This window comes from Vibrio sp. AND4, from assembly GCF_000171815.1.
In the GTDB taxonomy this organism is placed as follows: domain Bacteria; phylum Pseudomonadota; class Gammaproteobacteria; order Enterobacterales; family Vibrionaceae; genus Vibrio.
Genome location: NZ_ABGR01000002.1, coordinates 296,679 through 322,565, shown reverse-complemented (window position 1 = coordinate 322,565; position 25,887 = coordinate 296,679). Strand labels below are relative to the sequence as shown.

At 43.4% G+C, this 25,887-nt stretch carries 19 protein-coding genes and 2 pseudogenes; 5 read left to right on the top strand and 16 right to left on the bottom strand.

What is annotated here, in order from left to right:
- Positions 1 to 759: 759 nt before the first annotated feature.
- On the top strand, positions 760 to 3,189 hold the full coding sequence (locus AND4_RS04175; protein ID WP_009841658.1) for a M64 family metallopeptidase: 2,430 nt from the start codon (positions 760 to 762) through the stop codon (positions 3,187 to 3,189).
- Positions 3,190 to 3,295: 106 nt separating this feature from the next.
- Here AND4_RS04175 and AND4_RS04170 read toward each other — a convergent pair whose 3' ends face one another.
- Positions 3,296 to 4,570 carry a mechanosensitive ion channel family protein gene (locus AND4_RS04170; protein WP_043991448.1) on the bottom strand — a complete coding sequence of 425 codons (1,275 nt, stop codon included), beginning with the start codon at positions 4,568 to 4,570 and terminating at the stop codon, positions 3,296 to 3,298.
- Positions 4,571 to 4,858: 288 nt separating this feature from the next.
- Here AND4_RS04170 and AND4_RS04165 point away from each other — a divergent pair, with 288 nt between their 5' ends.
- The 4 genes and pseudogenes from AND4_RS04165 to AND4_RS04150 all read left to right on the top strand — a co-directional run bounded on the left by AND4_RS04165 (position 4,859) and on the right by AND4_RS04150 (position 7,856).
- A complete protein-coding gene (locus AND4_RS04165; protein WP_009841656.1) occupies positions 4,859 to 5,422 on the top strand; it encodes a DUF308 domain-containing protein in 564 nt (187 codons plus the stop codon).
- 249 nt (positions 5,423 to 5,671) lie between these two features.
- A complete protein-coding gene (locus AND4_RS04160; RefSeq protein ID WP_009841655.1) occupies positions 5,672 to 6,010 on the top strand; it encodes a hypothetical protein in 339 nt (112 codons plus the stop codon).
- 287 nt (positions 6,011 to 6,297) lie between these two features.
- Positions 6,298 to 7,203: pseudogene (locus AND4_RS19400) on the top strand (cache domain-containing protein); the annotation flags it as partial.
- A 263-nt stretch (positions 7,204 to 7,466) separates the two neighbouring features.
- Positions 7,467 to 7,856 (top strand): ATP-binding protein, encoded by a 390-nt coding sequence (locus tag AND4_RS04150; RefSeq protein WP_043991478.1) that lies wholly within the window; start codon positions 7,467 to 7,469, stop codon positions 7,854 to 7,856.
- Between the two features lie 48 nt (positions 7,857 to 7,904).
- Here AND4_RS04150 and AND4_RS04145 read toward each other — a convergent pair whose 3' ends face one another.
- The 15 genes and pseudogenes from AND4_RS04145 to AND4_RS04075 form a co-directional block, all read right to left on the bottom strand.
- Positions 7,905 to 8,543, bottom strand: coding sequence for a sugar transferase (locus tag AND4_RS04145; protein WP_009841652.1), 639 nt, complete (start codon positions 8,541 to 8,543; stop codon positions 7,905 to 7,907).
- Positions 8,544 to 8,553: 10 nt separating this feature from the next.
- Complete coding sequence (locus AND4_RS04140) at positions 8,554 to 9,750, bottom strand: glycosyltransferase family 2 protein (RefSeq protein ID WP_009841651.1); 1,197 nt, start codon at positions 9,748 to 9,750, stop codon at positions 8,554 to 8,556.
- Positions 9,747 to 10,859, bottom strand: coding sequence for a glycosyltransferase (locus tag AND4_RS04135; RefSeq protein ID WP_009841650.1), 1,113 nt, complete (start codon positions 10,857 to 10,859; stop codon positions 9,747 to 9,749). Before AND4_RS04135 ends, AND4_RS04140 begins: the two co-directional genes overlap by 4 nt.
- A gap of 228 nt (positions 10,860 to 11,087) precedes the next feature.
- Positions 11,088 to 12,515, bottom strand: coding sequence for a GNVR domain-containing protein (locus AND4_RS04130; RefSeq protein ID WP_009841649.1), 1,428 nt, complete (start codon positions 12,513 to 12,515; stop codon positions 11,088 to 11,090).
- Positions 12,512 to 13,639: a glycosyltransferase gene (locus AND4_RS04125; protein ID WP_009841648.1), complete on the bottom strand. Its 1,128-nt coding sequence runs from the start codon at positions 13,637 to 13,639 to the stop codon at positions 12,512 to 12,514. Before AND4_RS04125 ends, AND4_RS04130 begins: the two co-directional genes overlap by 4 nt.
- A gap of 95 nt (positions 13,640 to 13,734) precedes the next feature.
- On the bottom strand, positions 13,735 to 15,120 hold the full coding sequence (locus AND4_RS04120) for an O-antigen ligase family protein (protein WP_009841647.1): 1,386 nt from the start codon (positions 15,118 to 15,120) through the stop codon (positions 13,735 to 13,737).
- Positions 15,117 to 16,537: pseudogene (locus AND4_RS04115) on the bottom strand (lipopolysaccharide biosynthesis protein). Before AND4_RS04115 ends, AND4_RS04120 begins: the two are co-directional and overlap by 4 nt.
- Positions 16,530 to 17,702 (bottom strand): glycosyltransferase family 4 protein, encoded by a 1,173-nt coding sequence (locus tag AND4_RS04110; RefSeq protein ID WP_009841644.1) that lies wholly within the window; start codon positions 17,700 to 17,702, stop codon positions 16,530 to 16,532. The pseudogene AND4_RS04115 and the gene AND4_RS04110 overlap by 8 nt, the downstream one beginning before the upstream one ends.
- Before the next feature lie 10 nt (positions 17,703 to 17,712).
- Positions 17,713 to 18,897 carry a glycosyltransferase gene (locus AND4_RS04105; RefSeq protein WP_009841643.1) on the bottom strand — a complete coding sequence of 395 codons (1,185 nt, stop codon included), beginning with the start codon at positions 18,895 to 18,897 and terminating at the stop codon, positions 17,713 to 17,715.
- Between the two features lie 153 nt (positions 18,898 to 19,050).
- Positions 19,051 to 20,133, bottom strand: a complete 1,083-nt coding sequence (locus AND4_RS04100; RefSeq protein WP_043991447.1) for a glycosyltransferase — start codon at positions 20,131 to 20,133, stop codon at positions 19,051 to 19,053.
- Positions 20,108 to 21,634 (bottom strand): sigma-54 dependent transcriptional regulator, encoded by a 1,527-nt coding sequence (locus AND4_RS04095; RefSeq protein ID WP_009841641.1) that lies wholly within the window; start codon positions 21,632 to 21,634, stop codon positions 20,108 to 20,110. The genes AND4_RS04100 and AND4_RS04095 overlap by 26 nt, the downstream gene beginning before the upstream one ends.
- Positions 21,635 to 21,843: 209 nt before the next feature.
- Positions 21,844 to 22,227, bottom strand: coding sequence for an Hpt domain-containing protein (locus AND4_RS04090; RefSeq protein ID WP_009841640.1), 384 nt, complete (start codon positions 22,225 to 22,227; stop codon positions 21,844 to 21,846).
- A 12-nt stretch (positions 22,228 to 22,239) separates the two neighbouring features.
- On the bottom strand, positions 22,240 to 22,929 hold the full coding sequence (locus AND4_RS04085; RefSeq protein ID WP_009841639.1) for an AAA family ATPase: 690 nt from the start codon (positions 22,927 to 22,929) through the stop codon (positions 22,240 to 22,242).
- A complete protein-coding gene (locus AND4_RS04080) occupies positions 22,929 to 25,028 on the bottom strand; it encodes an SLBB domain-containing protein (protein ID WP_009841638.1) in 2,100 nt (699 codons plus the stop codon). The genes AND4_RS04085 and AND4_RS04080 overlap by 1 nt, the downstream gene beginning before the upstream one ends.
- Positions 25,025 to 25,879 carry an OmpA family protein gene (locus AND4_RS04075; protein ID WP_043991445.1) on the bottom strand — a complete coding sequence of 285 codons (855 nt, stop codon included), beginning with the start codon at positions 25,877 to 25,879 and terminating at the stop codon, positions 25,025 to 25,027. The genes AND4_RS04080 and AND4_RS04075 overlap by 4 nt, the downstream gene beginning before the upstream one ends.
- Positions 25,880 to 25,887: the final 8 nt, after the last annotated feature.

Genomic DNA, 25,887 nt, shown 5'->3' with positions numbered 1-25,887 from the left:
TTTGTTTTAATCTTCAATAAGTTAACCTGAATATTTGATTGTAAGACAAATATTTTACAGAAAATTTATCCTTATCCTCAAGCGTTTCTCCAACCGAAATTATAAGTTGATTAGCTGTGATGCTTACCACAGAGTCCTGATCAGGTTCGAGGGTAATGATACTTAACGTCAGATTAGTGGGTTATTCATCATAGTGAGTGACACTTCCTTTTCTTAAGGTTTGAGTGATTTTAGGCACTTACCCGATTTCATATTTCTAGGTTAATACAATTTTCATTTCACTTTTATCAGTTGAATGCAAACCTTTGTACTGTAGTACAAATCTGATCTTATCTAAAATTAGACGTTAGTTTAATACTTATTATTAATTAATTTATTTGTGTAATTATTTGGGTAAATATACATACAGATTTTTGATATGGAGTACGCCGCCTAGTAATTATTTTTTAATGGGAATGCTTGTGTTCGATTAAGTTCCAATGAAGAATGAAATTATATTTATTAATTAGACAACTATAAATTAGTAAGATCTGCATTAGAGTTCAACTTAATTTGTTTTTTGTTTCATTATCGGTATTTATTGAGAATAATTTTGAATTATATTCTTCCTTACTCTCGATTGATGAAAACAAATTATTTTCTTGAAACATGCTGAAATTATTCTTGGAATATATGATTTTTGATTGCCAAGGTGAATATCTCTTAGGCAAGGCCACGTTGTACCTTTGATTTAGGTAAATATAAGTAAATAGTGAAATTATGATTAAACCAAAACTGAAAATACTTGCTGTTGCGCTGTCTTTTATCAGTGTTGTCCCTAAACTTGTGTTAGCCGATACTCATATCGAGAAAGAGTTTCAGGTACAAGTGATGAATGATGCATCAAAATTAACTTATACCGCTGAGGAACTGGGACTAGAAACATCATCGCGCATCGCGATTGAAGTTCTCAATAAAGATCAACAACGTGTTGGGTTATTATATGTTGAAAGTCCTTTATATTTACAGTTTGAGGAATTTGAAGAGCAAACGGGCGAGTTTGTCGCAGCCCATGAAAAATGGTTTGAACAAGGAACGGTAAGTTTAGACCATGCTCAGCAAGTGACTTTAGATAAAGGTAATTCTGTTAGATTTTATAGCCTGAACCAGACTGGGGATGTTATTGAATTGCAAATGTTACATTCAAAGCGCATGGTTTCGCCTCGAACACGCAGTATGTCCACTTCTTCCTATAAATTTATTGATAACGGCTCTCCAAGTGAAAAAATCGATTTGGTGTTATTGGGGGATGGTTATACGGCGGGTGAGATGGACAAATTCCGTCACGATGCGATGCAGATCACCGACGGTTTTTTTTCTAAGTCACCTTATAGCGATTATCGAGACTACTTCAACGTATGGTTAGTAGAAAAGCCCAGCCAGCAATCGGGTATTGGCATTGGCTCTCCACTAGCCGGTAGTGCTTTTAAAAGTTATTTCTCAGTCAGTTCAAGCAGGTTATTGTTGCTTGATGATCGTTTTAGTTCATTGAATGAAGCAAAGTCTGTACTTCCTGAATCAGCAACCGAGATTTTCCTCGTAGTTTCCAATACTGAAAAATACGGCGGAGCGGGTTACGCAAATGTTGCTACCATGTCGACACACAGTAGTGCGGTTGGACTTGCTTTACATGAAGTAGGTCATACCTTCGGTAAGCTTGCTGATGAATACAGCTATGGGAGCTGTAATCTTAATAGTGAGCCTCCTGAAAAAAACGTCTCGATGCTAACAAGCAATGTTAAGTGGTCACATTGGATGGGACACGATCAAGAGGTTGGTGTGTACGAAGGCGCACAGTACTGCGCGAATGGTAAATATCGCCCGACTGATAATTCCTTGATGCGTAATTTAGGTAAAAACCTTGAATTTGGCTCGGTGAATACTGAAGCCTTGATCCTTAAAATGTATGAAACAATCAACCCTATAACGTCGGTTTCACCGTCATCAAGTACCATCGGATTGGAGAGTGAACAAGTTTTTCACGTTTCAACCCCAATTCCAGATGATAGAGTGAGTATTCAATGGTCGTTAAATGGAGAAATTCTTACAGAAGGCAAGCAAAGTGCAATAACGCTTAATCCAGACTTACTTGATTCTGGAAGCCATGTCCTAAAGGTACTTGTGAGAGATGCGACAGAAAAAGTGATTCGTGACCCAAGTCAGCGCCTCATCAGTAAGCGTCAGTGGCAGTTGAACGTTGGAGATGATTCTAAACCTGAGCCGAAAAACAGTTACCGTTATGTTCGCTTTGTTATTGACTCGGAGATTAAAGGACAGGTCTTTGCTTCTGCGGCAGAGCTGACTTTTGTTGACCAAACTGGTCTCCCATTATCCCCAGAAGACATGAGCATTGTCTCGTTTTCCAGCCAAGAAACTCTGTATTCGCGCCCGGCAAGCAATGTAATTGATGGTGATCCAGACACGTTTTGGCATTCTAGTTGGAGTCAATCTCCTATCGGCAAAGCACCACACGAAATTATCATCGATCTAGGTCAAAATGTTACGCTGTCCCGTGTTGAATACCTACCGAGACAAGATGGTAATGTGAATGGCACAGCTAAAGATTACAGACTGTATCTAAGTAATACTATCGGGCAATGGGCATCACCGGTGAGCAGCGGCTCTTTTGCTCCGAATACCGAAGAAAAGGTGATTATGGTAGAGTCGAAAGATGAGGTAAATCAGGCGCCTAACGCTATTGTTTTTCTCTCCCAAGGTGAATTGACAGGCTCGGGCACGGTAATGCTGACTGGTGAAAAATCTTTTGACTCAAACGGTGATGGTTTAGTGTATCAATGGCAACAGGTTTCTCCTCAATCCCCACTTGCGTTTATTGAGACGCCTAAAGAAGCAAACACCAAGGTACGGTTTGTTGATAATACCAATGAAGTGACATATCGATTTGCTTTAGCTGTTAGCGATGGAGAACTGTCGGACTCAGCGGAAGTAGCGATTACGCAAAAAGTGGAGATTATTCAATCGAGTCCTGAATGGGCTGCAAAAGAAATATATGCAACACCATGCCACCGCGTTTCTTGGAAAGGGAGTGAATGGGAAAACCAGTGGTGGACAGCCGGTAATGAGCCCGGAACCAGCAGTGCAGGGGAAGTATGGCGAAAAGTCGGCGCTTCGAACAATCTATGTCGGTAATGTAATTACGTCATAGACGGTTTAAGAACGATAGAAGAGGGCGCTTTCAAATATAGCGCCCCTTTTTTGCATTCAGGGTGGCATCTATTATCCATGATTATATTTTTCAAGCTGATTTTGCCCGTTCCTGTACGATATGAGAGACATCATTGCTTGTAAGCTTTTGATACGGTCGTAAGTCGAAGAGTGGCATGATTGAATAAATGTGATCAAACAAGTCTGCTTGCACGCCTTCGTAATAGACCCAGTCCGTATTATTGGTAAATGCGTAGACTTGCAATGGAATACCTTCTGATGTTGGTTCGAGTTGTCTAACCATAATCAGCATGTATGGGTGTATGTCTTTGTTCGCTCTTAGATAAGCGTTGATATAAGCCCGAAACATACCCAAATTTGTCATGTGGCGAAGGTTGGCCAATGCTGGGGCGTCGCTCACCTTTTCATTGTATGTATTGATATCACGCGTTTTTTCATAAATGTATTGACGCAGAATTCGAACACTTTTTAGTTTTTCAACTTCTTCATCAGATAAGAAACGAATCGAGGTGACATCGACGTTTACTGAACGTTTAATGCGGCGACCACCTGAATCTGACATGCCTTGCCAGTTGATAAACGCATTTTGTACCAGAGCATACGCAGGCAGCATACTGACTGTGTTGTCAAAATTTCGCACTTTCACTGTTGTTAGTGAGATTTCTTCAACTGTACCATTCGCACCGTATGAGTCCATTTGAATCCAATCGTTTAAACTGATCATTCGATTGGCGGAAAGCTGAATGCCAGCAACGAAGCCTAATATCGTATCCTTAAACACCAGCATCACGAAACCAGTCGCGACACCTAAACCCGATAAGAAGAGTATTGGTGATTCGTTGGCGAGAATTGACATCGACACGACAACGCCAACGAAAAAGGTGAATAGCTTAATCAGTTGAACGAAGCTTTTTATCGGCATTTTTCTTGTGATGCCTTTGAAGGTCGCAATGTCATTCAGTGCGTCAAGAAGAGCGAACGTCATCCACACAAAAATGATCAAAATTGAAATACTTAAAGTTCTATCTAAGATAGCTGCCAACCAATCATAGTGACCGACTGCAAGAGGGATGAAAACATCAAGCACCATGATTGGGACGAGCAGTGAAAGTTTTTCCAATACGTCGTATTTTGCCAAACTCTCAGCGAGTGGTTTGTTGGCTTTCTGCAGAATATTATGGGCTGTTCGAACAATCAGGTGATGAACAATCAAATAGCTGAGTATTGCCGCAGTAAGGCTTGCTAGAATAAATACGATCATGAGTTCAAGACCATATGGATCGCTGTTGATACCCACTGAGCTGAGCTTTTCAGAAATGAAGGTACGAATATGATGATCGAGCAAAATGTCATCCTCAAATAATTGGCCGCATGGAAGGAGTGGCAACATCTATAGAAAAGTCAGGTAACCAGTGTCAGAAAAGGGTCTAAACATTCTTCCACCATACTATTTTCAATGGCTTAATCCCGCAATCTTGAAGCGCACTATTCAAAAGTAGCGTAAATCTGAAGAGATAATGTGGGTTTAACATGCATTTATGTAAAAGACATATGTATTTCTACCAAGTCAGTGAACTTTCAATATTTAATCTAGACTGTTTAGGCAGATCACATTTAATTGAAGGGGCAACCAATGGAAAATTCAAATCAATCGCAACAGGCCACATTTTTGTCCAAAGGCTGGAAATACTTTGTTATCGTTGGCGTTATTGTCGCATTATTGGGCATTGGAGCGATTAGCTTGCCGGTATTTGCAGGTGTAACGATATCAACGATTGTGGGGGCTGTTCTATTGTTCAGTGGTCTGGTTCAGGCTTACCACTCCTTTTCAATCAATTTATGGAAAGAAAAGCTTTGGTACGTGTTCAGTGCCGTACTGTATATCGTGGGTGGTTTGTTTATCCTTTTCAAGCCACTTGCTGGTCTGGTCACGATTACCATGTTGATGGTTATCGTGATGATCTTAAATGGTCTCACTCGTGTCTTCTTTGGTCTCAGTAACCGCAGTCTACCCAGTAGTAATTTAATTGTATTGAGTGGTGTGATTTCGGTGTTGATCGGTGGCTACTTCTTTATGTCGCTCGATGATCCTACGTTTTCAACTTCGCTATTGGGGACATTTGTGGGGATCTCGCTGTTGATTGAAGGCATTAGTTTCATCTTTATGGGGTTGCAAATTAAAAAGCTTTCTCAGTGAAGGTGTGATTAAGGATACATTTGTTTGCACAATACTCAGCACTCTAATTAGCCGTTGTCGCTGGTCCATTTAGTTAGCTAGCTCAAAGACGCCTCACCTAAGGCACGTAGCGGCGTTTTCAAGATAGTTATCATTAGTTCAACAAGCAACTCTTTCTAATCGCACTATTATTATAGTAGTGCGAGTCTGCTGTCTCGTTCTGCCGTCCTATTTATAAGGTGTGACAGTGTCACTCATTCGGAGGGTGAAATGTACAACCGTGAGCACAAGTATGTGTATTGGCGAGAGGAACGCAAGAAAGGTAAATGGCATTACATCATGAAGTCTTTCTTTATGATTTGCTGCGCATTGTTGGTTGGCAAAGTTATCGGCTTGTTCGTTTTTGGAGAGCTGCATACGATCAGAGATGTGACTGAGCAATTTATCGCCGACGTTTTTATCATGATGCTAGTAGGGTTCCCCATTAGTGTTATCGGCTGGTATCATGAAGAGTCAAAGTTTTTCCGAGCATTAAAGCGTCGAGATAAGAAAACTAAAGCTCGTCTGGAAAGCAGAAAAAAAGAAAAAAGTCAGTATAGAAATAAATAAAAGAAATACCATGTCGATTGCTATTTACGTTTGTGGAAGTAATTACACCCGAAAAATAATATTTATAAATAAAAGTCATTAATTGTTTGAGAAAAATATTTTGTCGAAAAAGGAGAAAAAAGACTGTTTACGTATGTAGGTGTGGGTATAATTATCAAATTTCTGCGGTTAAATCTATATCCAGGTAACCTGAGATGCTTAAACGTTTATAAGTGAAAGGTCGCAAATAATGAGTATTTTTACCCTAATGAAAAAATTCAAACGACATTCCTTACAATGACTAAATCATGAACGTATCCAAAAGCTTTCAGTCGGTGATATTACGGTGCGCAGTCCTGGCATTCCTTACTGTACTTTTTACCAATTTTATTTTTTGGGCTCATCAGAAAGTGGGTGAAGTTCAATATCTTTCCAAACATCACATTAGATCTGCTGAGATCAAACTTGATACCATTATTGATGGTTACCGGGGTTTATTGCGAGCAATGAGCACTGATCAACATTTTACTGAATCCACCATCTCCCTACATGAGAGAGCAAAAAGAGCAACACCTTACAAACAAGCGTTTGCTCTTGCTGGCATAGGGTTCAGTAATGGTGTGGGTAGAATGGTGAGTACTCATCATGACAAAGTTCACTCTATTGCCAACCAAAAGTACTTTCATCAAGTTATTCGCACCAAAAAAACAGTCATGAGCAATGTTTTAACGGATGTGTCTAACGGGCAAATGGTGTATGTAATGTGCAGTCCAATGTTTGATGCTCGCGGAGATTTACAAGGTACAATCTCTGCATCTATCCATTTCTCAGAGATTCAAAAAGCACTTGATGTTGAGGGAGGGGATAGCATCTTTAATGTCCTTTTAGATGAGGACCTCAACGTTATCGGACACTCTGGTGATGAACAATATATTGGCATCAACTTGTTCAATTATGGTTATGAAAAACTGTTCGACCGCGAGGAGAACTTAAAAGCGCTAACGGAAGAAAATAGAGGAGGTTTCTTTACTTACCGCTATCCACTGGAACTATCATACGTTGAGTTTGCTCGAATAGATGGAACACCTTGGATTCTACTTTCCAAATCGAAATTGAGCACTGTACTAGGTAAAGGCACGTTAATTTTTGTGGCAAACGTGATGTTGATGATTGCGATTTACCTTGCTATCGCACGTTTGTTGGGTAGACGAGTGTCGTCAGGGCAAGACGCGGGTCACCGATATTAGACACATTGATGTCTAATTCGTGAAAAGATATGGAGGGAGGCAGCAAGCCTCCTTCTTTGATAGGTACAGCTTTTACACTGTGAGACTTCTAAACTGCGAAAACAGGATACGAAAACTAACGATTATTTGCGTGCTTGAGTGAGGATTGAATGCCACTTCAGCTCGTTTTGGCTGTATTTTTCATAAAAATTGCGTACAGTTTGTGGGTCTTTCATTGCAAAACTCTCACTATGTCCAACGTTAAACTTTTTCTAATTCGTGGTTTACCCGGCTCTGGCAAGACGACGCTTGCTAAAAAATTATCCAAACAGCTCAAAGCAAAACATTTTGAGGCTGATATGTACTTTGAAAATGAAAGTGGTGAATACGTTTTTGATGGCACAAAATTAGCCAAAGCGCATGAATGGTGTTTTCAGCAAACCTGTATGTGGCTGAGGAGGGGAAAGTCGGTGATTGTCAGCAATACGTTTGTACGCCATTGGGAGATGACGCAGTACGCAGAATTCTGCCGGATGAATGGCATTGAGGTTGAAGTGAGGGTATGTCGATGCGAGTATCAAAGTGTACATGATGTACCACTCGCGACGATTGAAAACATGCGCCGCCAGTGGCAGGAGTAAGATCTAGTTTAATGCTTGCTTTCTATCCACAGCTCTACCTTGATGGGTTTACTGACCACGACCATCGAACATGACGACCAGCGTTTTGCTCATTATAGAAAGGTCCATCGAAATCCAAGAGTTGAAAGAACTTAAACTCAACGCGTAACTGTGGTCATAGCCCACTTTGCGACGAACGTCTTCGATGCAAGAATCATAACCTTGGTTAACCTGCGCCAGGCCTGTGATCCCCGGTAATACACCGTATGTGCGTTCGACAAAGTAAGGGATTTCGTTTTCCAGCTTTTGATAAAAGGCTGGGCGCTCTGGGCGAGGGCCAATCAATGACATTTCGCCCTTCAGAACATTGATAAGTTGAGGTAGTTCATCTAAACGAGTCTTGCGCAGAAAACGGCCAACCGATGTGATTCTAGGATCATTCTCGCAGGCCCATGTTGCGCCTGAACGCTGCTCAGCATCAATGTACATGGTGCGGAATTTCATGATTTCAAACAAGTCCATCCTCTCAGGTGTACAACGACCAACTCGGAGTTGACGGTAAATCACCGGGCCTTTCGAATTGATCACAATGACCAGTGCAATCATGGGTATCAGCGGCAATGTGGTGAGTAAAATGAGTAGAGAGAAAACCACATCAAAAGCGCGCTTTGCACAGTGAATGTTTGAGTCGTAGCGTGAAATTTTCATTGTGTTTTCCTTATGGACTAGAGTGCTTCCAGCGATCTTTTTCTATGCCTAGTAGGTAAAGAAGCCCACCAACAAAATTAGCTATGTGGCCAACGACTATGTAGTGAATCAACTTGAATGACTTAAATACTTTGAATGCAGGTATTAAATAAGAGATAAACGCCATTAGGTAGAATATCAGTTGTGCGGCAAATAAAACGAGGAACGCTTTGTGTTCTATAAGCAATAGCGAACTTACTAGGCAAATTATCATTAAGTAAGGCGTAGCGAGACGAAGCACCTTCCCCGACAAAAATGTAAATGCAGTGCCACGATAACGTGGTAGTAGCAGCCTTTTCAATTTCAAGAATTGCTGCATATTACCTGCTGAAATTCGTAAACGACGTTTGAAGTCAGAACGCTCAGAACTTTCCTCTAACTCAATAGCTTGCATCTTTGGCTCATAAATGGATGCATAGCCCTGGAGTACAATTCGCATTGGTAAAATAAAATCATCGTTAATGATCTCAGGCTCTAGTGGCGCGAACAGACGGGTTCGAAAGGTGTAGAAAGCGCCATGAGCGCCAATAGTTGCACCGATCAGGGACTCTTTCAATTTCACATTGGTTTGGTAACGCCAGTACGCCGCTTCGCCTTGATTTTGGGTTGACATGATTTGGTAGGTAGCATTGACCACACCGACTTGTTCGTTTTGATAATGCGAACTGGCGAGTAGGAGCGAGTCACAAGAAACGAGGGCGGAAACATCACTCAAGGCCGTGATTTCAGAGGTGACGCTTGACATTTCAGAGTTAATTAAACTCACTTTTCCACGGTTTGTTTTGTGGTCGTGAATAATAAACAGGGTATCTGCGCAAATTGCCTCTTGAATCGTATTTTGCGCGATCTCTGCGGTGCTATCAGAGCAACCGTCACAGGCGATAATGATCGTCAGCTTGTCTCTGGGGTAATCTAGGCTCGCTAGGTTGCGTATCTTTTCTGCTATCCACTGTTCTTCGTTGTATGCTGTAACGATCACCGTCATCGTAGGGAGGGTGCGGTCACTATCGGTGGATTTGTAACAACGTTCTCGCCTAGTAATTTTTAATGTGGCAAGCTGTTTGTGACGCGCAGAAAGCCAGTTTAAAACCAACGGATAACCAACATGATGGTAGATGATGAGTAACGCTGAAAAAATAAAGCCTGTTACCCATAGTAGATCAGTCATAAGTTACTTCCTCTAGCTAGCGTCGCATAGCGATTAACCATAGTTTGGATATCAAAGTGCTGGAGAATATACTCCCTAGGAGAGCAAGGTGAGCAGGACAGTTGCTGCAATAGAGCATCAGTCAGCATTGGCACTTGGTTTGGTGGTACAAGGGTCCCGATTTGCGGAGATAGAGTTTCCTTTACTGCACCAACATCACTCGCTATACAGGGTACACCGCAGGCTTGTGCTTCTAGTGTGCATAGGGGAAATCCCTCTTGTAGTGATGGTAAGCAGAATAAATCGAGACTCTGATAAAAACTTGGCATGTCTTCAATCAACCCAAGAAACGTAACTCTCTCTCGAATACCAAGATATTGTGCTTTCGCCTCAAGTCGTGCCTTTTGGCTACCGCAACCCGCGATGGCAAGATGCGTATGATTGGGCAGGTGAGAGAAGGCTTCGAGTAAAACCTCTTGGCCTTTCACTGCCTCTAACCGCCCAGCGGTGCCAATGATGAACTTATCTTTCGGGAGAGAGAAAAACGTTCTTGCAGTATTTTGGTCGCCATCAGTAAACTTTTCGCAATCTATGCCATTGTGAATAGTCTCGACACTTTTATAGCCTAACTTATCGATAAGTTGTTCTGCGACAAAATTGGCATCCGCTGCCACTTGCGGTCGTAGCACACTGAGCAGGGTGGATTGTAATCGTGCTGCTCGTTTATTGTTTAAGTGCCATGCATCGTGTTCAGTATGAATCAGCGTTTTGATGCCACTGAGCCGTGCAGCAATACCCCCGTAAAACAGCGGTCCGATATGATGAGTGTGGACGATGTTGGCATTTAATATTTTCAACTTGTCGCCTAGTGCACGAATTGTAGCCAGACTAAGACCAGAGGGTTTATTTAAAAAGTGGAGTTGAGACTCAAAAGTTGTCAATTTTTCCCAATTGCCAAGTGCGGTGGCCTTTTTACCTTCTAAGCTAATCACGTAAACCGAGTCTTCTGGTTTCGCAAATCGAAGCATTTCAAGCACCAATGTCTCTAGACCACCCGGCGCAAGATGTTGTACGACGTGGATGATTACGTTACTGGTCGCCGGATATTGTTGAGTATCTGAGTTTGCCATTCCAAAATCCTACACAGACAGTTGGATTGAACTCTGCAGGGGGCGTGCCAGAAATTAAGTACTTTATAAACAATTGCTTAACCGTGTTTTTTATGAAAGTTCGAAATTAGAAAACTCGATTCCTAATTTGAGATTCAAAATTAATAGAAATGGGGCGAGATGATAGCGTGGGTTAACACAAAACCGACTAAATAAAGTCTCGTCTCGAGTGAAAGTTAAGCGTTAACGTTAGAATTTAATTGTAGGGATGGTTGTTATTACTGGAGCGCCAAGGTGTTTCTCAAGTGCTTTTCGAGATCGAACTGAATTATCCGCTAGCTCGGCAATGGTAGCAAAACCAATTCCTAAACCAGTACCACCAATAAAGCCTAAAATCACAAAGATGAACGTGGGCAAGTTGGAAGGTAAGCTTGGTGTGTAAGGCTCATCGATGACTTTAACGCGTTTGTTCTCTTCAAAAACGCCCAGAGCCCCTGTTAATTGAGCCATTTCATAACGTTGGACGAGCGCTTCGTACAGCTCACGCTTTACCGTAACATCACGAGCAAGCCGTGTGATTTCTGTTGCTGTGCTGCCGAAGCGATTTGCATTATTTTCTAACTCTTGGATCATGTTTCTTAGGCTTGATGTCTCTTCTTCCAAAGACTCGTAACGGCCACGCATAATTTGCAATTGGTGAAGCTGAGAGACAAGCAGTGGTTGGGCACTGCCAATCTTGCTCACTGTTGCTGTACTTGCAATGTCCCAGAGCTGGTCACTGTTCATTGTTGGCTGATTCGAGTTGAGCAGCACCGAACGCTCATACTCTAGGCGATTTAACTCGCGTAGCTTGCCTTGGACTGAACTGTGCGCTTCTGTGTATTTCGACCGCAACAAAGTGAGTTTACTGCGTATGTCGATTATTTGTTCTTCGATCTTCCCGATCACCGGATTGGTCCTTGAAAGTTGTTGATCAAGGCTGCCAAGGCTTCGTTTAACGCCCGCTAACTCCGCCTCTTTCTCGGCGAGTGTTTGTTTTAAGCTGGCGAGACGTGTCAAGCTCTGTGCCTGCATCTCAGGTGTGGCATGAGAGTAGACATTTTTGTACTCAGCAAAAGCTTGTACCGCTTTGTTCAGATCTTCACGACGCTTATCAATATGAATGGTCAAAAAGTGGCTTGAATCTTTTATAGAGGATCGCTCAGGTGCCAAAAGTTGCTCAACAAAATGATTGCTGACCGAGCTCAGCATTTCTTCCATACCTTCAGATTGGCTACTCGTAAGTTTGATTTGAATAAAGTCTTTTCCGAGCTGCTCAACCGTCAATCGATCAGCAAGATCTTTAATGATGAATTCTTGCTCGTTAGCGTCCATTGTGTCTTTTACTAGGCCTTGCTCTTTGGCGACGGAATATAACACATGACGGCTTTTGAGCAGAGTGCTCAAGGCGCTCAGTCGGTCCTTCAACATGGTTGAAACAGCGAGGTCTTCAAGAAATGGGTTCATTTTGGCCGTTTCTTGGATCAGCATGCTTGTGTGCGCCTCGTATTTGGTTGGCATGGCTTTACTGACCAAAAAGCCCAAAATTGGTAGGACAAGCATAGGGGTGATGATTAAGTGACGGCGTCGCCATGCTCCGTGTAGTAAAAGGGTGAGATTATCTCTTAAGTCATTCATAGCGCCCTCACTAGTCGATCGACCTGATGTGCTTTCGATTCCCAACCCTGTTGCTGTATTAGCGTGAGTGAACCCTCAGGGGGAGGGAGCAAATGATTCAGACTCGCACAGACGTCGTCAACATTCATCACAACATGCAACATGTGTTGATAGGGTTTAAGTGCTGGAAAAGGGGTACTGATCACGGGCGTCCCTGTCGCAAGGTATTCCAAGAGTTTAAGCGGATTACAGGCTCGAATTTGTGGGTTGTCGATAAAGGGCAGCCAACTGGCATCCCAATGTTGCGAATATCTTGGTAAATCTTGATGTAGTCTTGTCCCTAAATAGTGAATATTACTTCGTTTCGGTAGAGGATTATAATGAAACTCGTTTGGACCGATAAAAACAAGAGTCCAATCGGGTGCTTGATCGGCCACCTGTTCAATAAGCTGATAATCCAACCACTCCGACAAACTGCCGTAAAAGCCCAGTACTTTTTGCCCTTTGTTTGGCATATCTTTCGCTATCACTACTGGTTCTGAGAATAAGCTGAAATCTACGCCGTGAGATATGGTGACCGTTTTTTCTTGAGGGAAGTCATCAGCGAGCTCTTCATTGGCGACCAGAATAAGGTCAGCGCAATCAACAAGATCAATTTCATGTTCTAGTACGACTCGGTGGTCTACGCCCGCTAAGGCACCAAAATCATCGCCACAATAGTAGACGATGCCTCTCGCGTTCATTTGCTTGCAAATATCCACCGCTGTGGGTAAAGATGTCCAAAAGATAGCGTGACGAAAGCCAATTTCGTTCAGTTTCTTACTAAGTTGATGCTTCATCATTTGAGTGGCGACTTTCCGCGTCCATTTGCTGCCTGGAGCGGGTATTGTAAGTAAGGTGATCGTGTTAATACCTGTCTCTTCTTGGTGGCTAAACGGTGTTTTTTCTCTGGCTTTTTGTTTCGTGATTGAATGTTTCAGTTTATGTAACAGACGTTTGACATCTTTCGGTGTGAACTTCGGTTGCCTCAGGCCAATGGAATTGACCCAAAGAATGCGATGACACTTCGCTAAATGTCTTATTAAGTGTTGAGTCGAGGAGGGCAAACCGCCTAAGTCTTCACCAAACACAACCATGTCTGTCATCAAATCTCTCCTAGAGTCAATCCAATTATTGCCATTGTTCAATCAGTATCATTATACATACCAAAGAGTAATGCCTTTTAAAATAATGACTTATATCACTTCTGATTTTGGGAAGGTTCAAGTTTCTCATTTTGAAAATCAGTTTGAACAATACGGTTTACGACAATCGTCAGTGCTGCGAGGATGTAAATGGGCCAAATAAAGCCCTGTGTAAGGAAAGTCCCAGATACAATAATACCGATAAGCCCACCGAGTATAGCGTTTGCCCCAACAGATAGGCTGACGTCTGAACTCCTATTTAGAAGTGACATTGAATGTAATGATGTTTTTATAAGAGAGACCATCAAAGCAATGAAGACGGCCAGTCCAATAAAACCGGTCTCGGCTAGTACGCCAAACCAAGTGCTATGAACTGCGTGGTTGATACCGTCCCAGTGGGGGCTGTAGAAAAAATAGTTAGGATAGAAATTATCTAAACCAACACCAGTGAGTGGATTATCGAGTGCCATTTTGAACGCGGCTTCCCATGCATAAAGCCGTCCCATTGCGGATGCATCAATCCCTACTTCAGTCGCGCCACCTGAAGCGCGTCCGTTAATACCTGCGACTATATACAACGTTAATGTTGCCGCTAAGGTGAGGACAAGTAACATCGTCTTGCACTTGACATGTTTGGATGCAAAATAACAAAAAATAGACAGGGCGCCTAACAAGCCTCCTCGGCTTTGTGTTTCAAGGATCGAAAGAGATAATATGAGACAAGTAATTATCGCAAACCCACGTAACCACAAAGATGAGCGCTTCTCGACCAACTGACTAATTGCAAAAGCAAGCGGAAACAACAACACGAGAGCTAAGTCATTTGGATCGCCGAGCATAGAACCAAATGAACGACCAATTGATACACGTGTGCCCTCGACGATATCAATGCCATTGCTTGCGTTATAAAGGGCAACGAGCCCAACTAATAAGCCCGCAACCATAATGGCTTTTGACATCTGTGCAAGCTGCTTAGGGGTGGTGATGAGCCAGGTAATCGCTAAGGTCATTAGAATAATTTTCCAGTACTTATCCATGAATGTGTTTAGCGCAATTTCCCGAGAGGAGGCGAAAACAATACTGATAATGACTAATGCCCAAAATATGATTAGCCATTTTAACGAAGGATGCCAAAAGACGACAAGCCGTCGGCTAATCAGTATATGAAATGACATTGCCCCTAGCGCCCCGACAGACAGGATATAAGGGAGCTTGAAATCGTAAATAACAGGGAAAGCCTCGTGAATACGAAAGAACGAAAAAATCACGAATAAGATGACTAGCCAAAAGGCTTGGTTTATCGCGAACAATATGAGGAGCGGAGCGAAACATACGGCTAGGATGAATATCGGATTAGGTAATACTAGCCATGCAGCGGCGATCAATAAAGTGATAGTAATTGCAGCGGTGATTTGTACTGGTCTTACATCATTGATATTCATAACGTTACTCTTTTCGCCTCAGCCCTTATTTTGTAAATAATATCGACGCGTGTGCATTTGGGGATGAATTTGCAGGCAATGCCTGCAAAAATAACGCACGTCAAAATGCAAATTACGACTGCACTGCCGACCGATTCAGAGGAATGAATCAAGAGCAGTGCAGAGCCAGATATTATTTGCAATACAACCATCAAACTTAGATGGAAGGGCAAAAACATGCATTGCTGTCCGATGACAAGCGTCATAATTAACTTAGCAAGTTGTGCATAGTAAAGTGCAATAAAAACACCATAAACGCCAAGGGGAGAGAGGGCGAATAGTAAGGTAATAGCGATGCCAGCGGCGATGACATTCATACCTAATAACCATCGTGTTCTGCGTTTATAGAGATGGCGATATTCAGTAGTTCACACCACTCTCTGAGCATGGCTATGGGTAAGAGGAATAGGGTGTAGAGCGCGGCTTGGTGGTAAGTGTGAGGCAAAAAATAATTGATGACAACAAAAGCAAGTGTTGCGACTAACACAGTAAGCGCTGCAATGTAGATCATGCCAAAATGAGAAATTCTCACCGCTTCTGCACCACACCTGCGTTCCAAGTAAGAGAAGCGTCGAGGCATCCACCACATACCAAAAGGTTGCACTAAAATGCACATACCAATGGCAAACTTTACAGCAATGGCGTAGATGCCAAGTGTTGCCAGCGAAGCGTTCGCGCCAATAAACCAGCGCTCAGCGCCGTTTAAGCAGAATGCGACCAATGCAGACATCATGACTGGAGTGCTGTAGCTGAGGTGTTCTTTAGCGACCATAAAATCGGGTAGGACAAGGTTGTACTTGTTGACGATGTGTAACCAGATAAACTGAACCACCGCTGCCAGTAATCCCCCAAACAAGACAGAGATAACGTGAGGATGAATCAATAGGGCAGCAACAATGAACACTGCTTGAAGTAAGGTGGTGGTTATCATTACATACAGTAACGTCTTTGCCTTATCATCTTGCATACGCAGCCAAGCGGTACCGATGCTAATGGGGCCTTCCAATATTATCGCAAGCACAAGTGCAATAAATTCGAACTCAGAAAATGGGCTTGGAATGGGTGCGACTAAGATGAGAAGTATTAATACCAACCCAATCACAGCGATTATCGAGACGGACAATGAGTAGATTTGATTGAGTATATCTGCCTTTTTAGCATCGTCTCTCTCGACACTGACGAATCGATATAGTGCCTCGTGCATGGCCATACTTGTGAGTAATGCGGTAACCACGCCAATAGAGGTGAGCAGTTCCAATTTACCCATTTGCTCTGGAGTCAAATATTGCGGGAGTACAGGCAACATAATGAGACTGATGCTTTTGTTGATCACCAACGCAATGGCAAACAGTGACATGTTAGTCATTGCTTTAGACATGGTCATATCCCTTGGCTTTGTTGCGCTTGCTTGTTTTATCTTTCGCTTTTTTAGATGGGTTTGTACACAATTGTTGGGTAATCGAGAAATAACAGCGCTCGGCCGTGTATAGGCTGGCAACATTCAATGCTTCTAGTCCCATCGTGACTTTTAACCATGGAGATTCATTCAAGAGAACAATGGCGTTGTGTAGTGATGCAGCATCGTTGGGGGTGTATTTCATGCAGTTCTTTCCGTGTATGAGCATACGATCCCAGTAGCTGCCATCATGAGGAATTACGACGCACATACCCGCAGTTAGGGCCTCTAAAATCGATAACCCAAAAGGTTCATTGACACTGGTTGAGACAAAGATACCGCACTGTGCACGAAGCTCGTCTAAGTTGTCGGGGGACTCATGCCACTCAATGTTTGGTTGGCTCAAGTCAGGCTCAGAATATTCAAAACCAGCGATGTTGGGTTTGATATAACATACGGTCGCTTGGAGGTTGGTCGTTTCGTCTTGGTTTATTGCATCAACCAGCAAATCAACGTTCTTCCATTTCAATAGACTAGCCGCCCAGAATACTCGTTGAGAGATAGGATTGGCTTGTTTCGATTTACGCTGAGAGGAAAGACCGTTTACAAATGAACTTGTGTTTAATGTTGGCCAGAATTGATAAACGGCTTGCTTGGGGATTTTCAGGTACTTGGCAAGTGCATTAATCATGGAATCACGGGTATTGTCTAGGTAATAAATTGAATGAGCTTTTACCAAGCAATAACCTGTAGTACGCGAAACCCCGACTAGGCCATGAACCATTTGTACGATGGGCTTGCGAGTAAACAAACGAAGTAAATACAAAGGCATGTCGTTGTTGGGAGAAGATAGCCCAACAAGCCAGTCTAACTTTGGTAGTTTGAGAGTGACTAAAAAGAGTTGCATGAAGTAGAAAATGCTCATTAGCCAATAACTGATACCATGGTGTGATGAGATTGGGGAACGCTTTAGCTTAATTATTTTTACATGAGAGTTTGAACGAAAGATTTTTGTCCAGTGCTCAGGGTGCGTTGTTGCAACATAACTTATCACTCCCCGTTGTTCGCACTGTTTGATTAGCTCTGCGTTAGCGACTTTAGAGCCTCCAAGCATGGGAATGGCATCAAACATCAATATACGTTTCATGGCGGGCTCCTCAATGAAAGTTCAACCAGCGTGACAGCGGTTTAATGCAGTGGGTAACAGGCATTAGATTGAGCTCTTTCTGCAATAGTTCGTGATGGTAAATGTCTTCAATTGCTTTGACGGATGCAGCTACGCTCAGGTTTTGTTTAGCATGCTGGTTTGCGTTTTTTGCCAATTTTTCTCTTAGCGGTGCATCATGAATAATTTGCTGGATAGTGTTAAGCAGGCTTGCCATACTATTGTTTTTGTACAGTAGAGCGCTATGATTGTGTTTAAACAGCTCAGGAATACCACCGGTATTAGGCGCTATGATTGGCAAATTTGCTAATGCGGCCTCTCCCAGAACAAGACCAAACGCCTCTTGGTAAGCGCCGCTGATAAAGGCATCCACTGTGCCTCTCATCCAGCTTTCAGCATTATGTTGTTCACCGACAAAATGAACGCGGTCCTCCACGCCTAAGTCGATCGCTAATGCGGTCAATGCATTGCGTTCTTCGCCGTCACCGACGACCACCAAATGTGGATTGTACTGGTGGTAGCAGTGCATGCGGATTGCATGGATTAAGCGGTCAAAACCTTTACGCTTTATAAGTGATCCAACTGAAATAAAGACAAAGGCTTGATGAGGAATACTCAACTGCTGTTTAACATCGATCGGTGCACTTTGTTGTCCTATTGATACACCGTTGTGAACAACGTGAAGACACTCTGCTGGGTAACCGTCTTTCAAAATCTCTTGTCCAACATCCTTACTCACACAAATTAATTTTGGTGAAAGGTGAAGACCGAGGGAGAGACGATCGCGTAAGGTGTAATGGCAGTGGAGTTGAGTCACGAGAGGAATATGGTTCATACGAGAGGCCAAGCACATCCACTGACAAGGACCACCACTGTTTACGTGGACAAGGTCTATATTGTGTTTTTCAATCAATGCCGACGCTTGCTTTAACAAATCGTTCCATCCACTGATGTCCCAACGCGGTGTGTTCCACCCCCCAACTAGAGTAAAATTGGAATATTCCGCTTCGATCTTGAGAGAACGGCATCTCTCAATCAGAGGCTCACAGTTAGTCCAAACAATGGGCTGGTATTGTTCACGGTTTATGTTCTTAATGAGGTCAATCAGCACAACTTCACTGCCACGAATCCAATTATCCCCATAATGAACATAAAGAACACTTTTTGGAGTAGTCACAATCTTTACCTCTTTAAGCCAACCTTCGAGATATATCTATTGCAACCGAGATGCCAAAATATGCCATTGGTTTAAAATTATGTTTTTTAAAAGGAAAACAAGGAAAGAGATAAAGCTATGATCGAACCTTCTCAATTTGAGAATGGATATGCATCAGGCAGTTATTTCAATTTGGTAACGCTCAATCAGAATAGGAATGATACAACTGGTGGAGTAGTGATTTTTGATGGTCTCAATCGCTTGTAGACGCAGCGAGTATTGTTCACTGTGACTCATGGTCAACCAGAGATCGACCCTATTGATGAGCGCGGGTAGGTCGTTTGCAATAAACCCATTTTTTCCATTTTCGATTAAATCTGGAAGGCGGCCCACGTTAAGGCTGATCACGACAATGCCACGAGCCATTGCCTCCAGAGCCACCATTGGTAAGCCTTCATAGCGGGATGAAATTATGAGAACGCTGATGTTGCTCCAAACAACATTCATGTCGTTTTGGTATCCATGAAAAAACACATTGGGGGGCGCATTTGTAGACAATGATGACTTTTCAGGCCCATCACCATAGATAGAAAACGAAGAATCAGGAATGTGCCGCGCGATTTCCATAAACTGATCTGCACCTTTCTCGTAGCTAAGGCGACCAACAAAAGCAATTTCCTTGTAGGGACAGTCCTGCTTAGGTTTAGGAACAGATACAAAGTTATTAAGTAATTCTGATTGAGTAAGCACCTTACGCTGTATTGTTTGGCTAACCGAAAAACAATGGTCTGAAAGGTGACCAGAGTGTCGATCAATCCAGTCATAAAACCAGACTTTCCCTTTGGGGGTTTCACCTGCGTGATACGTCGAAATAAGGCGGGGGAAAGTTCGCGTAAATAATCTCGCACTTCTGGCTAATACCCCAGCTTTGTATCCGTGTGTGTGAATAACATTCGGTTGATACTCGGCGACTGCACTGGTTATTTGTTTCACAGAAATAGCGTTGGAGCGTTCCGACTTAGGGCAAAGGTGCCAAAGGTAACTGACAGGGATATTCTCGTGCTTGAGTTTTCCAAAAAGAGGCGTTGGCGGTGAGTGTTCTGATACCAATACGACCCTTACGTGAACATTCGAAACCATTAATCCTCGACTTAGTTCAATCACGTGGCTCTCAATTCCGCCAAATATACCGCTGTCCAACAGTATCCAGACTTCGCCAATCATAGGTATCTCATGATTGTTCGAGATTAGCTTCATCCGATTCCCAAGCTTGCTTTTTACGATAAACCGTTGATGGGCTGAGCTCCAGCATCACAGCGGCATTGAGTACATTTCCATCACAGTAAGCTATCGCGTTTTGGATCGCTTCACGTTCCACTTTCCACATTGGGCGTATCGTACCGTCCGAATTGAAATAGACAGAATCCCTTTGTGTGGCGGATATTTCTGACCCAGCAAAAGAAATAACTGCATTTGTTGCTTGCGGTGGTACAAAAACGGTTTGGACTGGTTCATTTTGTTCGGTGGCCAGATTCATTTCTATTCCACCTCCAGCGTTAGATGCTACTGTAGATTGTGATTTCTTAGGCTTATTAGTAAGTTGAACTGGTAAGTGTTGTAACGACACCTTGTCCTCATTGTTCAAAACTACAATGTTACGAATGATGTTTTGTAGTTGACGTACGTTCCCGGGCCAAGAATAGTTTCTTATCACTCGCTGAGCGTCTTTATCAATGTGCCTGAATTTCTTCTTATCTTGCTTGGCATAAGTGAGTAGAAAGTGTTTAGCTAGAGTGACAATATCACTGCCTCTTTCTCGAAGTGGGGGCAGTACAATAGGAACAACATGCACGCGATAATACAAGTCTTCACGAAAACGTCCCTGTTCCAATTCCATTAGAGGGTCTCGGTTGGTGGCACAGATAATACGGACATTGGCCTTCATTTCTTTCGTGCCACCTAACGGCGTGTAGGTTCCTGTTTGCAGAAAGCGTAACAACTTTTTCTGCATATCAAGTTCCATTTCACAAAGTTCGTCCAGGAAAAGCGTCCCCCCATGTGCAAGTGTAGCTGCGCCTTTACGGTCAGTGGTTGCGCCAGTAAACGCGCCTTTTACATGACCGAACATTTCACTCTCCATCAAATCTCGAGGGATTGCGCCGCAATTAATCGCGATGAAAGGCTTATCTCTACGATCGCTTTGCTGGTGGACCGCCTCTGCGCACACTTCTTTCCCCGTTCCACTTTCACCAACGATAAACACGTTAGCGGAGGTTGGAGCAACGGCATCAATGGTTTTGTACACGGCTTGCATTATGAGACTAGAGCCAATAAACCCATGATAAAAGCGGCGATCGAACGTGGACTGGATATTCTCGACCAGACTCTCGAGTTTGGCGCGTTTTAAGTGCAAAGCAACGGAGGTTTTCAAACGGTCAGCATTGATGGGTTTTTCTAAGAAATCATCTGCCCCTTTTTGAATAAGGTTGACGGCTAAATCAACGCTGCCATGTGCTGTAGCGATAATGACTGAAGTCGGAATCTCACGTTCATTGATCCAGTCAAGAACTTCTTCTCCGGACATATCAGGCAGTTTTAGGTCGAGAATAATAAGTTGCGGTTTGTCTCGGTCAATGAACTGTATGGCTTCACGCCCCGTTTCCACGTGGAAGATATCGTAAGGTTCATCTTTAACGTATTGTTTGTACAGTATAGCCAATGAGGTAGAGTCTTCTACCAATAATACCCTTGGTCTCATAATCCTTTCCCAACTTGTTTAATTTGTTGTTGTCGTGTGCTAAGTCGACTTGAGATATATGAATTGATGATGAATCGAACGTTGTTACCTCAAGCTGATTGTTTCTATGTGTTTCTCATTTTGAGAATCTTTATATTTAAGTATTAGCACAAGCAGTAACGATTGCAGAAAGTTTACGAATTTGGTGGACGAAATTCGTTAGCCCATACCTAGTCTTCAAAACCTCGCTCTTTTCTTTGGTTTAGCGCGATAAATGACTGTTCCGCGAGCTCTGGTAATAAGTGGCAGGCAGTGAAAGCGAGTTCTGAGTCACCTTCAACACAGTGTCTTTCTATCTCTCTTGCATGTCGAGAGAGGGTCCGATTGCCTAGGGCAAGTGCCGAACTGCCTAGAGTGTGTACTTCAAACTCCAACATTTCTTTGTCTTGGTTCGTTAATGCTTGCTGTATCTTTTTAACACGCTCGCGCGACTCATCAATGTAATGTTCGATTAAAGTGGGCATGATATCCGCACACGTATCTTTGACCATTTGTTGAAGAATTAACTCATCAACTAACTCAGGCTCCAACGCCGTGTTTGTTTTAGTATCCATGGCGTGCTCTCCCTATAGGGTAAACAATTCACTACTTCTTATTTGTTGAGATATTTTTGCTTTGAGCGTTTCGGATATAAAGCTCAGTTTGTTAATACGGATAATGAGTTCATCTTTCAAGCTCACATGATGTTTCATGTTTAAAACTGCACCTAAGAGGTTTGCGTTACTTGTATCTAGTAGCGCTTTAGCTTGGGTTATTTGTTTGGTAGTGGTTGAGCCATAGCAGGCAACCAATACACAAGCATTGCAGACACCTGCGACAACCTGCGCGGGAATATTGCTTCGATTGATGCTAAGTATAGGAGAGGTATCAATGACCACTCGATCGTACTGCTCGAGCCAGGTATCAACCACACGACGAAGCATTGCTGGATCGCGGTAGGTAAGCTGTGTGCGTGCAAGAACAGGCGCCGTTAACCCAACGAGTATCTGATGATCTTCTTTGTGAGCAATCAGCTGTCCAACTTCCTCGGAGTCCTCATTGAAGGCATGCACGGTGCTATAGGCTGGCTTGAAAAGGTTCAAGTCAACATAAAGTGTTCTATGACCCGCAAGTATCAAACGTTCTGCAATCGCAGAAGCAATTGATGTAAGGCCATCTTCTGACTGACAGGCAAGCACACAAATAGACTTGTAGCCTTTGAGTTCACTTTGAAGATAGATCTGTTCTATTTCAGCATGCGTTGCAGGAATGGTCATTACAGCGCTCCTATTAACACTATGGTGGTGGTAATTTGTAGCAGGTCTCGTAGACCAGCGCGGGCCTTTTCAGCAAAGCTTTCGTCTTTATGCGGAACATAAATCGTATCGCCCATACGAATTACAGGCAGATCGTAAATATTGGCGGTTTTACTGAATTCAACTAAGTTGAACACACGCGCCTGACCTTGGCAGCAGGACATGTTAACCACGCTGATCTTTTCGACGTAGGCACTGTCGCTTGGTCCGCCTGCTTCAGCGAGTAAATCGAGAATAGTCATGTTGTCGTTGAAGGCATAGCGACCCGGAGAGCGGACCTCACCCAACACACGGACCGTAGATTCTTTCGAACGGTCTAGCCAGTTCTTGTTTTTTTCTGGGATATAGATGGTATCACCAGGGCGTACGTTCGGCAGTATCGACTCATCACCAGTTTCAAAATAAAGTGATAAATTGAGTTTACTGACTTTAGCGTAACCTAGGCCGCGATGTGTCACTCTAATGTTGTGAATGTCAGCATCCTTTGTAGGTCCGTCGGCTGCTGAGAGAATATCAAGGAAGTGCATCTCCGTTGTGAAACGATAACGACCAGGTGCATTGATTTGACCAAATACGTAGATAGACGCATCAGAACTTTGGCTCACCCATTGCGATTTATTGTCTGATGGGTCGTCGGGGAGCGCATGAATACGAACAACCGTGCCTGCAGATACACTGGGTAATTTAGACTGTGGCGACCCTTGAAGTATGTATTTGTCCAAATCGAATGTTGTGGCCTTCCCATTGTTGGCGATCTCAATTTTACTTGTATCTGCGCGGCGAGTAGGGCCGCCAACATGGGCAATTAAATCGATTAAGTCCATTTCGTTTGACCACTCAATGCGCCCGGGGCGCTCGACTTCACCCATCACGGCGACAGCGCGACTCGGTGCTACTTTGAGCCACGATTTTTCGTTCATATCGGTTTTCTCTGGTACAAATATCGCATCGCCTGGGCCGACCACAGGAACACGTTGTTTTGACAAGCCTTCGGTGTGGGCCGTTAGGTCAAAGTTGATCACATCACCGTCAGCTTTTATTACGCGAATTTGACGAGATTCAGCAAAGCGGGTTGGCCCTCCGGCGTTGGCGAGAATATCCATGAAACTCGCGCCTTTTTTGCCTTCATACGCGCCGGGATGAGCAACTTCACCCATAACATAAACCACGTTTGCTCCGGATTTTATTTCCTCTTCTTGTTTAGGTACAAAAATAGTAGCGCCTGGTAGAATTTCTGGAAGTAAGTTTTGATCACCGGTGTCTAAATAGCGTTTTAGGTTAAACATCATTGGTTTGTTGTCCGTGATGACACGAATTTGCTCAACACTGGCATAGCGAGTAACCCCCCCAGCGCGCATCACCACATCAACGAGGGTTGTATTCGGCCTATAAGTGAATGAGCCGGGTGCGTTTACCTCGCCAAAAACTTTAATCGCACGAGCAGAATCTGCACTGTCACCAGAGTTTGCCAGTTTCGCTGCATCGAACTCTTGCTCGATATTACCCACTAGTGGTGAAGCCGGGACAAAAAGAACATCTAAAGATTTCAACGTTGGCAATTGTGAATCATCACCCGAATCGAGAAAACGTTTATAGTCAAATTCTATATTCTTGTTGCCTCGCTTTACGATGATTTTGTCTAATTGGGCACCAGCACGGAGGCCTCCAGCTTTATAAAGGAACATCTGGATGTTAGAGCCAGAGGGCAGAGTGTATTCCCCCGGTTTGACCACATAACCTTGTACAGATACAAGTAACTGCTGTTCTTTAACGAACACACGTACACTGCCTACATCTTTAAATGCGGTTTTGAGATTATCTAAAATGACGCTTTGTAATTGAGCCTCGTTATAACCAGCAACAAGCACTGGCCCAATTTCGGGCAAGTTGATTCGACCACGTTTGTCGACCTGGAAGCCTTTGTTTAAAGAGGTTTCTCCGGGAAGGTTGATTTGAACCAAGTCACCGACTTTAACGACATCATCCTGTGAAGCATTCGCAAAGTTTGTGGCGAGCAAGCCCAGTATCACAATGAGAAAGAACGCTCTAAGAATGCTCATAATGACTCTCCCGTATCCATCTCTGCCCCAGTGTCAGACTGCCCGCTGAGTACTTCAATGCTGACACGGCGATTGGTTAGACGCACACCGGGCGTTTGTCCTTCGTACAAGGGTAGCGATTCGCCGACAGATTTCGTTTGTACACGGTCGGAGGTGATACCAAATACAGTCAAGTAGCGTTTCACTTGCTCTGCTCGGTTTTGTGCGAGCTGCGAGTTGTACTCTGGTGTGCCGGTGGCGTCAGCGTGTCCTGTTACAACCAGTGAAAGGTAAGGGTGGTCTCGTAGAATATAAGCGGCTTCGGCTAGGTGGCCCATATATTTAGGGTTGATTTCTGCAGAGTCGATTGCGAACTGGTTGTCTACGTTGAGCAGGTCGTAAATATTGGCGACGATACTGAGATCGTTTCGAAACGCTTCTATATCCTGCGGTGGTTTACAGGTGGTTTGTGACAGCACATAGTCTAGTTGCTGTTCGAGTAGGTTGAGTCGGCGACGCTGTATCACAATGTCGTTAGCGGCATCCAGCATTAACCCACCTTCGAGCTCACGAGCAATCCGGTTTTGTTTTTGTAATGCCTGTACGACCGCGGCGGGGAAACACCAGCGTGCTCCCTCTTGTATTAGTGCATCCAAATGTAATTTGGTGAGCTGCCAATCGAAGCGTAAACCGTGTTCTGGCCCAAGAGGTTCGTCTGGCATTACGGGCGAAAATTGGTAGTTCTCGATTGAAATATCTTGGTAGCTTTCCGCCATCCCGCCCTGACCATGCTCGGGGTAGTTAAATGTTGAGCAACCAAAAATGACGACCGCGAGCGTGACTATTACGCATTGTCGAAAAGATCTTACCATGCCAACCT

Coding starts and splice junctions, on each gene's coding strand:
- AND4_RS04175 (WP_009841658.1), top strand. CDS start 760: ATGATTAAACCAAAACTGAAAATACTTGCTGTTGCGCTGTCTTTTATC.
- AND4_RS04165 (WP_009841656.1), top strand. CDS start 4,859: ATGGAAAATTCAAATCAATCGCAACAGGCCACATTTTTGTCCAAAGGC.
- AND4_RS04160 (WP_009841655.1), top strand. CDS start 5,672: ATGTACAACCGTGAGCACAAGTATGTGTATTGGCGAGAGGAACGCAAG.
- AND4_RS04150 (WP_043991478.1), top strand. CDS start 7,467: ATGTCCAACGTTAAACTTTTTCTAATTCGTGGTTTACCCGGCTCTGGC.
- AND4_RS04145 (WP_009841652.1), bottom strand. CDS start 8,543: ATGAAAATTTCACGCTACGACTCAAACATTCACTGTGCAAAGCGCGCT.
- AND4_RS04140 (WP_009841651.1), bottom strand. CDS start 9,750: ATGACTGATCTACTATGGGTAACAGGCTTTATTTTTTCAGCGTTACTC.
- AND4_RS04135 (WP_009841650.1), bottom strand. CDS start 10,859: ATGGCAAACTCAGATACTCAACAATATCCGGCGACCAGTAACGTAATC.
- AND4_RS04130 (WP_009841649.1), bottom strand. CDS start 12,515: ATGAATGACTTAAGAGATAATCTCACCCTTTTACTACACGGAGCATGG.
- AND4_RS04125 (WP_009841648.1), bottom strand. CDS start 13,639: ATGACAGACATGGTTGTGTTTGGTGAAGACTTAGGCGGTTTGCCCTCC.
- AND4_RS04120 (WP_009841647.1), bottom strand. CDS start 15,120: ATGAATATCAATGATGTAAGACCAGTACAAATCACCGCTGCAATTACT.
- AND4_RS04110 (WP_009841644.1), bottom strand. CDS start 17,702: ATGAAACGTATATTGATGTTTGATGCCATTCCCATGCTTGGAGGCTCT.
- AND4_RS04100 (WP_043991447.1), bottom strand. CDS start 20,133: ATGAAGCTAATCTCGAACAATCATGAGATACCTATGATTGGCGAAGTC.
- AND4_RS04095 (WP_009841641.1), bottom strand. CDS start 21,634: ATGAGACCAAGGGTATTATTGGTAGAAGACTCTACCTCATTGGCTATA.
- AND4_RS04090 (WP_009841640.1), bottom strand. CDS start 22,227: ATGGATACTAAAACAAACACGGCGTTGGAGCCTGAGTTAGTTGATGAG.
- AND4_RS04085 (WP_009841639.1), bottom strand. CDS start 22,929: ATGACCATTCCTGCAACGCATGCTGAAATAGAACAGATCTATCTTCAA.
- AND4_RS04080 (WP_009841638.1), bottom strand. CDS start 25,028: ATGAGCATTCTTAGAGCGTTCTTTCTCATTGTGATACTGGGCTTGCTC.
- AND4_RS04075 (WP_043991445.1), bottom strand. CDS start 25,879: ATGGTAAGATCTTTTCGACAATGCGTAATAGTCACGCTCGCGGTCGTC.